Raw genomic sequence first — 12,928 nt, forward strand, 5'->3', positions numbered from 1 at the left:
ACGCTTTCCTTAGCCCTCTTCACAGGAGTGTCATGCCGTCCCACAACCGCCCGGTACTGCGTAGGCCTGTGGTGCTCGCCGCCTGCCTCAGCGTCGCCCTGGGCACAGTCGGCTATCTCGCGTTCGATCCCGGGTCCGCCTCGGCGACGGTGGCCGAGAAGGCCGTCCCGGCCTCCGCGGCCCGCACCGGAGCCGGTGGGGCCAACACCGCCCAGGTCGTGAAGGCCGCCAACGCCTTCCTCGCGACACTGTCCGACGAACAGAAGGAGACCGTCCTCTACGACTTCGACGACGACGCCAAGAAGACGGGCTGGTCCAACTTCCCGACCGGCGTCGTGGACCGCAACGGCCTCAAGCTCGGTGACCTCACCGACGAGCAGGAGGCCGCGGCGATGAAGGTCATGGAGGCCGCGCTCAGCGAGCACGGCTACGAGGAGCTCGTGGAGATCCGCAAGGCGGACGACTACCTGGCCTCCGAGACGGACGCCGCCAGTGGCGGCACGCGGCCCAGTCCCACCTCCACCGCCCTGCCCAGCGGTGCGCCGAGCGGTGCGCCGAGCGGTGCGCCGAGCGGAGGGCCCGGGGGCGGCGCCGGCGGTGGCGCCAACTTCGGCTCGGAGTGGTACTACATCTCCTTCTTCGGCCGGCCCAGCAAGACCGGCGAGTTCATGGTCCAGTACGGCGGCCACCACGCCGCGTACAACATCACCTACGCGGGCGACAACGTGAGCCTGTCACCCACCCTGACCGGGGTCGAGCCGACGGAGTTCACCGTCGACGGGGTGGACTACACCCCGCTGGAGGACACCCGGACCACCACCATGGCGGCCATCCAGTCCCTCACCGACGACGAGCTGGCCGCGGCCGAGATCGACGGCAGCTTCGACGACCTCTACCTCGGCCCCGGCAACGACGGTCCCTTCCCGGAGGAACCCGAGGGCGTCCTGGTCAGCAGCCTCACCAAGAAGCAGCAGGCCAAGGTCACCGCGATGCTGAAGACCTGGGTGGGCGACCTGGACGAGAAGGCCGCCGCGAGGCTCATCGCCAAGTACGTGTCCGAGTACGACGAGACGTACATCGGCTGGAGCGGCGGCACCACGATCGACAACGCGCAGACGTACGTCCGCCTCGACGGCCCGTCCGCCTGGGTCGAGTTCTCCAACCAGCCCGGCGCCTCGACCGACGAGATCCACCAGCACACGATCTTCCGCGACGAGACCGCCGACTACGGCTGGCAATGACGGAGACCCACCTGTGCGCCGCCTCCTCACCACCTTGCTGATCTCGGCGTTCCTGCTGGTCGGCGGCCTCGCGTCGCCGGCCGGCGCGCACCCGATGAGCACGTCCGCCGTCCTCCTCGACATCCACGACGACCGCGTCGAGGGCGAGATCGAACTGCCCATCGACCGCCTCGCCGTCGCCGTGGACCGCGACCTCACCCGCGCCAGTGTCCTCGGCGCCGACCGGGCCTTCCTCCACCGGTACGCGGCACAGCACATCAGCGCCGTCGGCGAGAGCGGCACGACCTGGAAGGCAACGCTCGGCACGGGCGCTGTCCGCACGATCGACGGCGTTGCGCACCTCGTCTACCCCCTGAAGATCACACCGCCCGACGGCGGCGACGTCACCGACTTCGACCTGCGCTACGACGTCATCGTCGAGGAGCTGCTCACCCACGACATCGTCGTGACCGTCCGCTACGACTTCGACCGGTCCATCATCGGCTCCGACGACGCGGAGACCCTGGGAATCATCGACCGGGACACCACGAGCCTGAGGGTTCCGGCGGGTGAGGGCTCCTGGGTGCGGGGGTTCCTCTCCACCGCCGGCCTCGGCATCCAGCACGTCGGTGAGGGCGCCGACCATCTTCTCTTCCTCCTCATGCTGCTCGTCCCGGCGCCCCTGTCGGCCTCCGGGGGGCGCTGGCGCACCGCCGCCGCGCCGTCGGCGCGGCGCGGCGTCGTGCGTGTCGTGCACGTGGTGTCCGCGTTCGCCGTCGGCCACTCGCTCACTCTGGCCCTGGCGGCCTTCGGGGTGATCGACGCGCCGGCCCGGCCGGTCGAGACGCTGATCGCCTTCTCGATCGCGGTGTCCGCGGTGCACGCGATCCGGCCCCTGGTGGCCCGGGGCGAACCGCTGATCGCCGCCGGCTTCGGGCTCGTCCACGGGCTGGCGTTCGCCTCGATCGTCGGGGAACTCGGTGTCGACCGGGGCTCGCTCGTGACGACCCTGCTCGGGTTCAACCTGGGCATCGAGGTGACCCAGCTGCTCGTCGTCGCGCTGATGATGCCCTCGTTGATCGTCCTGTCCCGTACGGCCTTCTACCCGGCCTTCCGGATCGGGATCGCCGCCCTCGGCCTGCTGTTCTCGGTCTCCTGGATGCTGGAACGGGCGACGCTGACGCCGTCCGACCCGTTCGAGGGCGTCCAGACGTGGCTGGTCGGGCATCCGCTGCTGGTCGCGGCGTCGCTCGCGGCCCTCGCCGCCGTGGCGCGACAGGTGGCGCCACGCGTCGGCCCGCCGGGCTCGGTGCCAGCCACCCGTATGAAGCGTCCAGGAGACATACAGACCGGCGATGCGCGATCAGCCGTGAACTCGGAAACAGTCAGCAGTTGACTCTTCGACAGTGTGGTCCTACAGCGAGTCACTGTCCTGATGGGCCTGGCCGCGACCGCCGCGGCGCCGACGATCGCGGCCTGTTCCCCGGACTCCGGAGAGGAGAGCGCCACCCAGGCGAACGCGGCGCAGCCGGCCGTGTCGAGCGGGCACATGACCGGGGCGACCGCGATCACAGAGGTGTTCGGCAACGGTCAGCGGCTCACCGCCGTCGCCGTGGAATACGACACGGACATCGACCGTTCGAGCCTCTCGCTGTCGTCGTTCGACGTCACCGACCGCACGGTGACGAACGGCTACGCGCACAGGACTGGATCTTCCAGCAGAAGAAGTAGGACCGACCGGTGCGGTCGAGCTGACCGCACATAGGCACGGTGCACGAAGGTCTGGTTGTGCGCCCGGTTCGCCGAACGCACAACCGCCTGAACATATCTCGATGGTGATTTACAGGGACTGGCGGAAGAGCCAGTCCCGAATACCTGGAATGCTGTAGGCGTACTTCCAGGTGCCGTTGTGCTCGGAACCGGCGCCGCCGCTGGTTCCGGCGACGGTTCCCGCGCGGAAGGTGGTGTATTGCACCGGCGCTTTCTGGGCCTCGATCGCGCGGACCGCGGCGGCGTACTCGGCCTGGGTGAACTGGGCGTCCCAGCCCGCCGCGGTGGCGATGTCACGGCGCGATGTTGTGCCGTGTGTTAGTGTCACGCGTTTGCGTGGTCGTCGCGGTGGGCGGTTCTGCGTGTTCGGTTCCGCTTGTGCGTGGGCTGTTCGATCCCGCCGGGCCTTCCTCGGTACGTTCCTCTGCGGAAGGCAGTTCATGAAGCATCCCGATGACTCCGGCACGGCTCACGGCGACCCCGCCCAGCCAGCGGCCACGACCCCGGCGCCGCCCCCGGCTGTCTCCTTCGCCGGTCTGGAACTGCCGGCGGAGGTGCTGCGGACACTCAGCGGACTCGGGGTGCGCGAGCCCTTTCCGATCCAGGCCGCCACGCTGCCCGATGCCCTGGAGGGGCGCGACGTCCTGGGGCGCGGGCGCACCGGATCAGGCAAGACGCTCGCCTTCGGTCTGCCGCTGCTGACACGTACGGCCGGGCGGCGCGCCGAACCGAAGCAGCCCCTCGCGCTGATCCTCGTGCCCACCCGGGAGCTGGCCCAACAGGTCACCCAGGCGCTGGAGCCGTACGCCGAGGCACTGGGGCTGCGGATGGCCACGGTCGTCGGCGGCATGTCGATCGGCCGGCAGGTCGCCGCGCTGCGCCAGGGAGCCGAGGTGGTCGTCGCCACCCCCGGACGCCTGCACGACCTGATCGAGCGCAACGCCTGCCGCCTGGGACGGGTGAGGATCACCGTGCTGGACGAGGCCGACCAGATGTGCGACCTGGGATTCCTGCCGCAGGTTTCCGACCTCCTCGACCAGGTGCACCCCGACGGTCAGCGGATGCTGTTCTCGGCCACTCTGGACCGCGACGTCGATCAGCTGGTCCGCCGCTACCTCCACGACCCCGTCGTCCACTCGGCCGACCCGTCCGCGGGCACGGTCACGACGATGGAGCACCACGTCCTGGTCGTCCACGGTCCTGACCGCTACGCCGTCACCACGGAGATCGCCGCCCGCGACGGCCGCGTACTGCTGTTCCTCGACACCAAGCACGCCGTCGACCAGCTCACCCGGCATCTACGGGCCAGCGGGGTGCACGCCGGGGCCCTGCACAGCGGCAAGTCCCAGCCACAGCGCACACGGACCCTGGCGCAGTTCAAGAACGGCCAGATCACCGCTCTGGTGGCGACCAATGTCGCGGCCCGTGGCCTGCACGTCGACGACCTCGATCTCGTGGTCAACGTCGACCCGCCCACCGACCCCAAGGACTATGTGCACCGGGCGGGCCGCACCGCCCGCGCCGGTGAGTCCGGCAGGGTGGTCACGCTCGTGCTGGCGGGCCAGCGCCGTGAGGCGAGCCGAATGATGGCCGGGGCCGGCATCGAGGCGGCCGTCACCAAGGTGCGCTCGGGCGAGGCGGAGCTGAGCCGGATCACCGGCGCCAAGGCTCCCTCCGGGATTCCGCTCGACGGCGGGCCCGCCGTCCCCCGGCCCAAGAACACCAACGCTCCCTTCCGCGGCCTCGGCACCAGCAAGGACGCCTCCCGCGGCGCCGGCGGCAAGTCCCGAAAGACCGGCGAGGCCCGCAAGCTCGCCGAGGCCCGCAAGGCCGCCCTCGTGCGTCGCAACGGCTGAGAGGCGTCGCCCTGGCAGTGAACGTCCTGGCCACGGGATCGACAACCCTCGCTCGGCCCGAAGCCCGTGTCCCGGTGATCAAGGGCGAGGTCGGCCACCGGACCGACGGCGACTGGCGAGGCGCTGGGCGGCCGCTACTTCTGGTGCTCCGATGGCCTCATCGTCCGGGATCCCGGCATCGACAGCATGACTCAGGTGCTGGCCGGCCTCCTCGACGACGGCGACTTCACACAGGTTCTCCAGCGGCTCGACGACGAATGCCCGTCCGACGCCGCATTCACAAACGATCAGTAAGTCGCAGGTAGCGGCAGACGAGTCGGGCTGTACGCCGGCTATGTGCACTCTTCTGACCCGCGGCCTTATGAGGGTCGCTGCGCTTGCAGTGAAGGCGAGGAAGTGTTCCGGCTTGCGATCGTAGCGGTGGTGAAGGCGTCGTGATGACTCGATGCCCTTACGCGCGAGGCGGTGCCGGATGCCGTGGGAAGCGAGCCATCGCCACAGGTGGTGGTAGTCGTAGCCCTTGCCGCCATGCAGTTTGCCGGGCCGTCGACGTCGCGGGTCGCGATGGGTACGGATGGGCGGAATCCGCTCACCAGCGGGATCAGGGTCAGACTGTCGTGGAGGTTGCGGCGGAGATGACGACCGACAGGGGCAGGCCACCGTTCCGGGAGATCCAGGCCCAGGGGTACCCAGGCCGCACACCACAAGCGGTCCGCCGTCTTCTGCGCCCGTTACGCGGCACCGTGAAGACGGCGTCGGCACCGCCGCCAAAGCCCCAGGACCTCAGCGCGTGGATCACGCGTCACCCCGGACACCTACGTGCTGAGGAGGAACAACAGCTCGACGATCTTCTCTCCCGCTGCCCGCAGTTGACCGCACTCCGAAGCCACGTCCACGCTTCGCCCGCATGATGTGCGACCGAACCGGCACCGATCTCCCGGCATGGATCCGTGCCGTCCGCGCCGATGACCTACCGCATCTGCACGCCTTCAGCGACGGGCTCGAACGAGATATGGACGCCGTCATCGCAGGTCTCACCCTGCTCTGGAGCAGCGGCCCCGTCGAAGGCCACGTCAACCGGATCAACATGCTGAAACGACAGATGTATGGACGGGCCTCGCTCCCGCTCCTGTGCAAGCGGGTACTCCTCTCATGACACTTCGTTACCGCTTCACGAAAATCTTGGCATCTCCATCGCCGCCCTGACCTGCTACAGACCCGGCCACCGCTCGAGGCTGATCTACGTCCTGGCGCATTCTGCGAAGAGTGTCTGAGTGGGTGCACGGTCTGCGATGTCACAACAACCTGGCTCGCTCGGAAGCCCAGGCAGGGAGCCTTGTCTCCGCAGAGGAGCGATGTTCCTCGCAACCGTCGACTTCGACGCGCGCCCGTGTAGAGTGAAGACCGCCCTTGACCTGCACAAAGCAGGCAGGGAGCCATCTTCCAGGAGTCCAAAGTGCTGCGTACTTTGTTCAAGTCCAAGATCCACCGCGCCACCGTCACCCAGGCCGACCTGCACTACGTGGGATCGGTGACCATCGACGCGGACCTGCTGGACGCCGCCGACCTGCTGCCCGGTGAACTGGTCCACATCGTGGACATCACCAACGGGGCGCGGCTGGAGACGTACGTCATCGAGGGTGAGCGTGGTTCGGGTGTCGTGGGGATCAACGGGGCCGCCGCCCACCTCGTGCACCCCGGAGACCTGGTGATCATCATCAGTTACGCTCAGGTGACCGACGCCGAGGCACGGACCATGCAGCCGCGGGTCGTGCACGTGGACCGCGACAACCGCATCGTGAGCCTGGGTGCCGACCCCGCCGAGCCGGTGCCGGGCTCCGACCAGGAGCGCAGCCCGCAGGCCGTGTCGGTCTGACCGCCCCTGCCACGGCGACCACCGTGGCCATCGCACCCCTCGCACCCCTCGCACCAGGAGCCTGCCCATGAGTGACATCCGGATCCGCGACGACCGGGCGGCCGGCCGCCTCGAGGCCCTCGACGAGGGCGGCGACGTGGTCGGCCGTATCGAGTACTTCGTGCTGGAGTCGCCCGGCCGCGCCCTGGTCCCGGTGCACACCGTCGTGGAACCGGCCCACGAGGGCCAGGGCATCGCGGGCTCCCTCGCCCGTGAGCTGTACGCCGTCGCCGCACGCGAGGAGACACCGGTCGCGCCGCTGTGCCCCTACGTCGTGAAGTGGGCCGAGCGTCACCCCGAGGAGGCTCCGGCGGCCGACCCCGCGCTGCTCGCCGCGGCCAAGGACTGGCTGCGCGCGCACCCCGGACGGTTCTGAGGATGCTGGCCCTCCTGCACACCTCGCCGCTCCACGTCCCGGTCTTCGAGGCCCTGCGCGACGAGGACCACCCGGGCCTGGAGCTGCGGCACTTCGTCGACGAGGACCTGCTGTCCCGGGCCCGCGCGCACGGTCCCGACGCGGTCGCCGCCGACGTGCGGGCCGTGCTCGACCAGGCCGTCGCCGAGGGGGCACGGGCGGTGCTGTGCACCTGCTCGACCCTCGGTGCGGTGGCGGAGGCGGCCGGGACGCGGGTGCCGGTGGTGCGCGCCGACCGGCCGATGGCCGCCGCCGCGGTCGCCGCCGGCCCGCGCGTCGTCGTCCTCGCGACCGTGGAGAGCACTTTCGAGCCGACCGTCGGGCTGGTCAGGGAGGAGGCCCGCCGCGCGGAACGCGCCGTGAGCGTCCGCACGGTGCTCGTCGACGGCGCCTGGTCCCGTTTCGCGGCCGGCGACACGGAGGGCTGCGCCCGCCTCGTGGCCGACGCGGCCGACGCGGTCGGGGACGCCGACGCCATCCTCCTCGCCCAGGGCTCCATGGCCCCGGCCCAGCGGCTCACGCGTACCCCGGTCCCGGTGCTGAGCAGCCCCCGCTCGGGGCTGGCGGCGGGAGCGCGGGCGGCGCGGTCGGACGGGGACACGAGCGCGCAGGCCCCGGAGGGCGCACCCGCTGCCACCGGCGGGTGACTGTCCGCGCGGCCCGCGGGTACGCGGAGGAGTAGTCCAGCGCCACGCTGCACCACTGGCCGGAGGACGTGAGGACACCATGACCAGCCCGCAGCCCGACCCCGTACAGCCCCCGCCGGCACCGGGTCCGGACCCCTATCCCACCCCGGTCCCGATCCCCGAGCCGCCGGGCCCGACCCCCACCCCGCCGCCGGTTCCGCCGCATCCCGAACCCACCCCCTCCCCGGCCCCACCCCACCCGGGCCCACCCCCGGAGCCCTCCCCGTCGCCGATCCCGCCGGGTCCCGAGCCGGTCCCCGCCCCGGAACCGGGACCGCCGCTGAGCTGACCGGGGGCGGGAGGAGGCCGGGGAATGACCGCGGACGGCGGGGGCACAGGCACCCGCGCCCCCGCCGTACAGCAGCTGGAACCTCCTTCGGGCGCTACGCCGACACCTCCGACCGGTCCCCGCCCCACAGGGTGTGGAACGCCCCGTCCCGGTCGACCCTCCGGTACGTGTGCGCCCCGAAGAAGTCCCGCTGCCCCTGGGTGAGGGCCGCGGGCAGCCGCTCGGCGCGCAGCGCGTCGTAGTAGGCGAGCGCCGCCGCGAATCCCGGCGCGGGCACACCCTGAAGCGTCGCGGACACCAGCACCTCGCGCCACGGGTCCTGTGCGGCGGCGATCTCCGAGGCGAACGTCTCGTCCGACAGCAGGCTGGGCAGGTCCGGCCGCGCGTCGTACGCGGCGCGGATCCGGTCGAGGAAGGCCGCCCGGATGATGCAGCCGCCCCGCCAGATCGCGGCGACACCACCGAGGTCGATGTCCCAGCCGTACTCCTCGCCACCCGCGGCGATCTGGTGGAAGCCCTGCGTGTACGACACGATCTTCGAGGCGTACAGCGCCTGCTCCACCCGGTCCGCGAACGCCTGTGCCTCCGCCCGGTCCAGCGTGGCCGGCTTCGGCCCGGCCAGCCCCCGGGACGCCTCCCGCAGCTCCGCGTGGCCCGACAGCGAGCGTGCGAAGACGGCCTCGGCGATGCCCGACACCGGTACGCCGAGGTCCAGCGCGATCTGCACGGTCCAGCGCCCGGTGCCCTTCTGCTCCGCCCGGTCCACCACCACGTCCACGAAGGGCGCCCCCGTCGCCGCGTCCACGTGCGACAGCACCTCGGCCGTGATCTCGATGAGGTACGAGTCGAGCCGGCCGGTGTTCCAGGTGCGGAAGACGTCCGCGATCTCGGCGGGGGAGTATCCGGCGACGTCGCGCAGCAGTTGGTACGCCTCGCCGATCAGCTGCATGTCCGCGTACTCGATGCCGTTGTGGACCATCTTCACGAAGTGCCCGGCGCCGTCGGGACCGACGTGGGTCACGCAGGGCGCCCCGTCCGCCGCCTTCGCGGAGATCCTCTCCAGCAGGGGGCCCAGCGACGTGTACGACTCCGTGGAGCCGCCCGGCATGATGCTCGGTCCGTGCAGGGCGCCCTCCTCGCCGCCGGAGATGCCCGTGCCGACGAAGTGGATTCCCCGCTCGCGCAGTTCGCGCTCCCGGCGCCGGGTGTCGGCGAAGTGCGCGTTGCCCCCGTCGATGATCATGTCGCCGGGCTCCAGGAGCGGGGCGAACTCCTCGATCACCGCGTCGGTCGGCCCTCCGGCCTTGACCATGATCACCAGGCGGCGGGGCCGCTCCAGCGCCGCCACGAACTCCTCCGCGGTCTCGGCCGCCACGAAGTCGCCCTCGTGCCCGAACTCCTTCACCAGCGCGTGCGTGCGCGCCACCGTCCGGTTGTGCACGGCGACGGTGTAGCCGTTGCGGGCGAAGTTCCGGGCGAGGTTGCGGCCCATGACCGCGAGTCCCGTGACGCCGATCTGGGCTGACGTGCTCATGCTGTTGGCTCCTCAGGGGTCCTGGTGGTCATGGTGGTTCTGGTGGTTCGTGGGTCTGATGGTTCTGCTGGTTCTACTGGTTCTGCTGGCTTTCGTGCTCTCGTAGTTCTCGTGGTTCTCGTGGTTCTCGTGGTTCTTGAGGTTCTCGTGGTCTGGTGGTCCTGTGCTCGGTGGTGCCGGTCGTAGCGCTTGTTACCCGCCGCTCTCGTGCCGTGCGTCGTCCGCCGGTCGTGTCGCGCTCGTTCCCGCCGGTTCCGTGCCGCTCGTTCTCCGTCGGTCCTGCACCGCCGACCATCCTGGCCTGACGGTGGGCCGCCCGCACGTCCTGACACGGCGGTACGCCCGTCCCTCGCACGCGCCGGCCGACGCGGACCCGGCTCGCGGGCCTCCGGTGTCCCACCGTCGCGCAACAGGGGGCGCGTACCGGTCGAGTTGAGACAGGGCGACCGATAGTCGTCTTGTCCCGGCCGCTTGACAGCCCTTACTTTTGCCCCTCCTGACGCATGTCGAGGGGGATCTCCATGGCCGTACGCGGCCGGCACCGCCGGTATCAGCCGAACAGGATCAACCGCGCCTCGCTCACCGTCACGGCGGGCGGCGCCGGCATGGCCCTCCCGCTCATCGGAACCGGCGCCGCGCAGGCAGCCGACGTGGACACCTGGGACAAGGTCGCCGCGTGCGAGTCGAGCAACGACTGGGACATCAACACCGGCAACGGCTACTACGGCGGGCTGCAGTTCACCCAGTCCACGTGGGAGGCGTACGGCGGCACCCGGTACGCGCCGCGCGCCGATCTCGCCACCAAGGACCAGCAGATCGCCGTGGCCGAGAAGGTGCTGGACGGCCAGGGCCCCGGCGCCTGGCCGACCTGTTCGGTCCGCGCCGGACTGACCCGGGGCGGCGACACCCCCGACATCGACCCCGGCGGCACGGCGAAGAAAACCGCCGGGAAATCCGCCGGGAAATCCGCCGGGAAAACGGCCGGGAACTCGCTGAAGGACGTCCAGCCGCAGGCCACGCCCCAGTCTCGGGCCGGCACCGCCGAGATGTACACGGTGGTGCGCGGCGACACCCTCTCCGGCATCGCCGACGAACAGGACGTCGGCGGCGGCTGGCGGCGGCTGTACGCCGGCAACCGGGCGACCATCGGCGCGGACCCCGACCTGATCGTGCCGGGCCAGCGGCTGAAGCTGCAACAGGGCTCCTCGGGCACCGAGGGGGCGAGCAGCAAGGCGACGGCCGGCAAGCAGGGCGGCAAGGCGAAGAGCACCCAGCAGAAGAACGACGCGGGCAAGAGCGCGGAGAAGAAGGCGACCGGGAAGAAGAAGTCGTCGACCGGTCACTCCCTCGTCGCCCCGGTCAGCGCGGCCACGGGCACGCCGTACCACGCGACGGGCTCCTCCTGGTCGAAGGGCTACCACACCGGCGTCGACTTCCCCGTCGCCACCGGCACGTCCGTGCAGGCCGTGGCGGCGGGCAAGGTGGTGAGCGCCGGCTGGGAGGGTTCGTTCGGCTACCAGGTCGTCATCCGGCACTCCGACGGCCGCTACTCGCAGTACGCGCACCTGTCGGCGATCTCCGTGCGGGAGGGGCAGTCGGTCGGCGCGGGTCAGCGCATCGGCCGCTCCGGCTCCACGGGCAACAGCACGGGCCCGCACCTGCACTTCGAGGTGCGGACCGGGCCGGGGTTCGGTACGGACATCGATCCGGTGGCCTACCTGCGGGCCGGCGGCGTCACGATCTGATCCGCACGCGCTGCCGGACGAGGACGGGCATCGGGACGTACGGGCCGCCGTAGACCGGTACGTACCCGGCGGCCGGTGGTTCGGCGGCGTCGTCGGACGCCGCCACCACCGGCTCGCCCCGGGTCTGGGCCGGTACGAACGCGCCCTCGTGGACGCCGCCCGCCCCGGCCTCCCGGGGAGCCTCTTCCCGTCGCCGCGCGACCTGCGGCTCCGGGGAACCGCCGGGCAGCCCGCCCGCGGCCGCGGGCATCCGCTCCGGCTCGGTCCGGGGCTGCGGCCCGGGGCCCGCGAGCCGCTCGGTCGTCAGCAGGATCAGGCCACCGGCCGCGACCACGCCGCAGCCCAGCGCGAGCACGGTGCCCGTGCTGCCGTAGCGGAAGGTCTCGCCGAACATCGTGATGCCGACCGCGGCCGCCACCACCGGGTTCACCACGGTCAGCGTGGCCAGCGGGGCCGCGAGGCCGCCGCCCTTGTAGGAGGCCTGGGACAGCAGCATGCCGGCCGTGGCCAGCACACCGATCACGGCGAGGGACGGCAGGTCGGCCGCCGAGACGCCACCGGCCCAGTCGACGGCCACGGTCTTGGTGAACACCGACGACATGCCGAAGGCTATGCCGGACGCGGTCGCCAGCAGCGTGCTGCGCACCGCCGGGTGCCGGTGCGCCGCCCGCCCGGCGGCCATCAGGGCCACCACCGCGCCGCCGGTGACGACAGCGGCGCCCACCCGCTGCGGGGTGCTGAGCGACTGCGCGTCGGCCGTGCCGACCACGGACAGCAGACCGGCCAGACCGACCGTCGCCATGACGGCGCCCCGCCAGGCCGTCGCCCCGGCCCTGCGGCCCACGAAGAGGGCGGCCATCGGCAGGGCGACCACGATCGTCAGCGCGCCCAGCGGCTGGACCAGGCTGAGGGGACCGTAGGCCAGCGCCACGACGTGCAGCAGCCCGCCCAGGCCGTTCAGCCCGACCGCCGCCCACCAGGCCGGCCGGCGCAGCGGCGCGTACTGCTCGGCGGGGGAGGAGACCGCGACCTGCTCCTGCACGATCGCCCCGGCCGCGTAGGCGACCGCGGACACGAGTGACAGGACCACGGACAACGCGAGGGCGCTCATGAGCTGCTCCTCTGCGCGAGGCGGGGGCCGGAGGCCCGGCGCGGCGAACGATCGGCTTCCATACCCAACACGATGCCTTGTCGATCTGTTCCCGTCGTCGTACCTGAGCACTCAATGGGTCCTACTGCCGATGGAGTACGAGGGGACCTCAGTCCTCCCCAAGGGGGGTGATACTCGCCGGATGCCACCGGTTGTCGCCGGTTGTCGCCGTCCACCACCGGTTGCCGGCGGATTGCCGGAGGCTCCCCGGTTCTCCCCGTCCCGCGCACCACCGCACCACCGCACCACCACACCACCCGCGGCCATGGACCCGTACGGCCGCCTCCGTGGCGCAGCAGGGACTGGCGGCCCGGCTGTGGCCGGTGGCGCTCGGCAGCGCCGCGGTCA

12 protein-coding genes and 2 pseudogenes are annotated in these 12,928 nt (G+C 71.4%); 10 read left to right on the top strand and 4 right to left on the bottom strand.

The window, feature by feature from the left end:
- The first annotated feature begins 32 nt into the window (after positions 1-32).
- The 3 genes from ACFV9M_RS02670 to ACFV9M_RS02680 are packed head-to-tail and all read left to right on the top strand — an operon-like array spanning position 33 to position 2,985.
- A complete protein-coding gene (locus ACFV9M_RS02670) occupies positions 33-1,241 on the top strand; it encodes a DUF3500 domain-containing protein (protein WP_385064891.1) in 1,209 nt (402 codons plus the stop codon).
- A gap of 13 nt (positions 1,242-1,254) precedes the next feature.
- On the top strand, positions 1,255-2,616 hold the full coding sequence (locus ACFV9M_RS02675) for a HupE/UreJ family protein (RefSeq protein WP_385064893.1): 1,362 nt from the start codon (positions 1,255-1,257) through the stop codon (positions 2,614-2,616).
- A gap of 12 nt (positions 2,617-2,628) precedes the next feature.
- Positions 2,629-2,985 carry a hypothetical protein gene (locus ACFV9M_RS02680; RefSeq protein ID WP_385064896.1) on the top strand — a complete coding sequence of 119 codons (357 nt, stop codon included), beginning with the start codon at positions 2,629-2,631 and terminating at the stop codon, positions 2,983-2,985.
- A gap of 75 nt (positions 2,986-3,060) precedes the next feature.
- On the opposite strand, the gene ACFV9M_RS02685 is transcribed toward ACFV9M_RS02680, so the two are convergent.
- Positions 3,061-3,318 carry a hypothetical protein gene (locus ACFV9M_RS02685; protein WP_385064899.1) on the bottom strand — a complete coding sequence of 86 codons (258 nt, stop codon included), beginning with the start codon at positions 3,316-3,318 and terminating at the stop codon, positions 3,061-3,063.
- Positions 3,319-3,430: 112 nt separating this feature from the next.
- Here ACFV9M_RS02685 and ACFV9M_RS02690 point away from each other — a divergent pair, with 112 nt between their 5' ends.
- Positions 3,431-4,846: a DEAD/DEAH box helicase gene (locus ACFV9M_RS02690; RefSeq protein ID WP_385064901.1), complete on the top strand. Its 1,416-nt coding sequence runs from the start codon at positions 3,431-3,433 to the stop codon at positions 4,844-4,846.
- Between the two features lie 108 nt (positions 4,847-4,954).
- Positions 4,955-5,140, top strand: a pseudogene (locus ACFV9M_RS02695) (hypothetical protein); the annotation flags it as partial.
- Between the two features lie 66 nt (positions 5,141-5,206).
- Here the strand turns inward: ACFV9M_RS02695 and ACFV9M_RS02700 are convergent.
- Positions 5,207-5,504: pseudogene (locus tag ACFV9M_RS02700) on the bottom strand (IS5/IS1182 family transposase); the annotation flags it as partial.
- A gap of 249 nt (positions 5,505-5,753) precedes the next feature.
- Here ACFV9M_RS02700 and ACFV9M_RS02705 point away from each other — a divergent pair.
- The 4 genes from ACFV9M_RS02705 (at position 5,754) to ACFV9M_RS02720 (ending at position 7,823) form a co-directional block, all read left to right on the top strand.
- Positions 5,754-6,002 (top strand): transposase, encoded by a 249-nt coding sequence (locus ACFV9M_RS02705; protein WP_385064904.1) that lies wholly within the window; start codon positions 5,754-5,756, stop codon positions 6,000-6,002.
- A gap of 300 nt (positions 6,003-6,302) precedes the next feature.
- Positions 6,303-6,722, top strand: a complete 420-nt coding sequence (gene panD / locus ACFV9M_RS02710) for an aspartate 1-decarboxylase (protein ID WP_385064907.1) — start codon at positions 6,303-6,305, stop codon at positions 6,720-6,722.
- Between the two features lie 67 nt (positions 6,723-6,789).
- Positions 6,790-7,137 (top strand): GNAT family N-acetyltransferase, encoded by a 348-nt coding sequence (locus tag ACFV9M_RS02715; RefSeq protein ID WP_385064910.1) that lies wholly within the window; start codon positions 6,790-6,792, stop codon positions 7,135-7,137.
- Between the two features lie 2 nt (positions 7,138-7,139).
- Positions 7,140-7,823, top strand: a complete 684-nt coding sequence (locus tag ACFV9M_RS02720; protein ID WP_385064914.1) for an aspartate/glutamate racemase family protein — start codon at positions 7,140-7,142, stop codon at positions 7,821-7,823.
- Positions 7,824-8,245: 422 nt separating this feature from the next.
- Here ACFV9M_RS02720 and gndA read toward each other — a convergent pair whose 3' ends face one another.
- Complete coding sequence (gndA, locus tag ACFV9M_RS02725; RefSeq protein WP_385064917.1) at positions 8,246-9,685, bottom strand: NADP-dependent phosphogluconate dehydrogenase; 1,440 nt, start codon at positions 9,683-9,685, stop codon at positions 8,246-8,248.
- 521 nt (positions 9,686-10,206) lie between these two features.
- Here gndA and ACFV9M_RS02730 point away from each other — a divergent pair.
- Complete coding sequence (locus ACFV9M_RS02730) at positions 10,207-11,430, top strand: transglycosylase family protein (RefSeq protein ID WP_385064920.1); 1,224 nt, start codon at positions 10,207-10,209, stop codon at positions 11,428-11,430.
- On the opposite strand, the gene ACFV9M_RS02735 is transcribed toward ACFV9M_RS02730, so the two are convergent.
- Positions 11,420-12,541, bottom strand: a complete 1,122-nt coding sequence (locus ACFV9M_RS02735; RefSeq protein WP_385064922.1) for a DMT family transporter — start codon at positions 12,539-12,541, stop codon at positions 11,420-11,422. The genes ACFV9M_RS02730 and ACFV9M_RS02735 overlap by 11 nt on opposite strands.
- Positions 12,542-12,928 lie beyond the last annotated feature (387 nt).

Origin of the sequence: Streptomyces sp. NPDC059895, assembly GCF_042731035.1 — a bacterium.
GTDB lineage: Bacteria > Actinomycetota > Actinomycetes > Streptomycetales > Streptomycetaceae > Streptomyces.

Bases quoted from the DNA above. Each gene is read 5' to 3' on its own strand.
- ACFV9M_RS02720 (WP_385064914.1), top strand. From the start codon at position 7,140: ATGCTGGCCCTCCTGCACACCTCGCCGCTCCACGTCCCGGTCTTCGAG.
- ACFV9M_RS02670 (WP_385064891.1), top strand. From the start codon at position 33: ATGCCGTCCCACAACCGCCCGGTACTGCGTAGGCCTGTGGTGCTCGCC.
- ACFV9M_RS02715 (WP_385064910.1), top strand. From the start codon at position 6,790: ATGAGTGACATCCGGATCCGCGACGACCGGGCGGCCGGCCGCCTCGAG.
- ACFV9M_RS02705 (WP_385064904.1), top strand. From the start codon at position 5,754: ATGATGTGCGACCGAACCGGCACCGATCTCCCGGCATGGATCCGTGCC.
- ACFV9M_RS02690 (WP_385064901.1), top strand. From the start codon at position 3,431: ATGAAGCATCCCGATGACTCCGGCACGGCTCACGGCGACCCCGCCCAG.
- gndA (WP_385064917.1), bottom strand. From the start codon at position 9,685: ATGAGCACGTCAGCCCAGATCGGCGTCACGGGACTCGCGGTCATGGGC.
- ACFV9M_RS02730 (WP_385064920.1), top strand. From the start codon at position 10,207: ATGGCCGTACGCGGCCGGCACCGCCGGTATCAGCCGAACAGGATCAAC.
- ACFV9M_RS02735 (WP_385064922.1), bottom strand. From the start codon at position 12,541: ATGAGCGCCCTCGCGTTGTCCGTGGTCCTGTCACTCGTGTCCGCGGTC.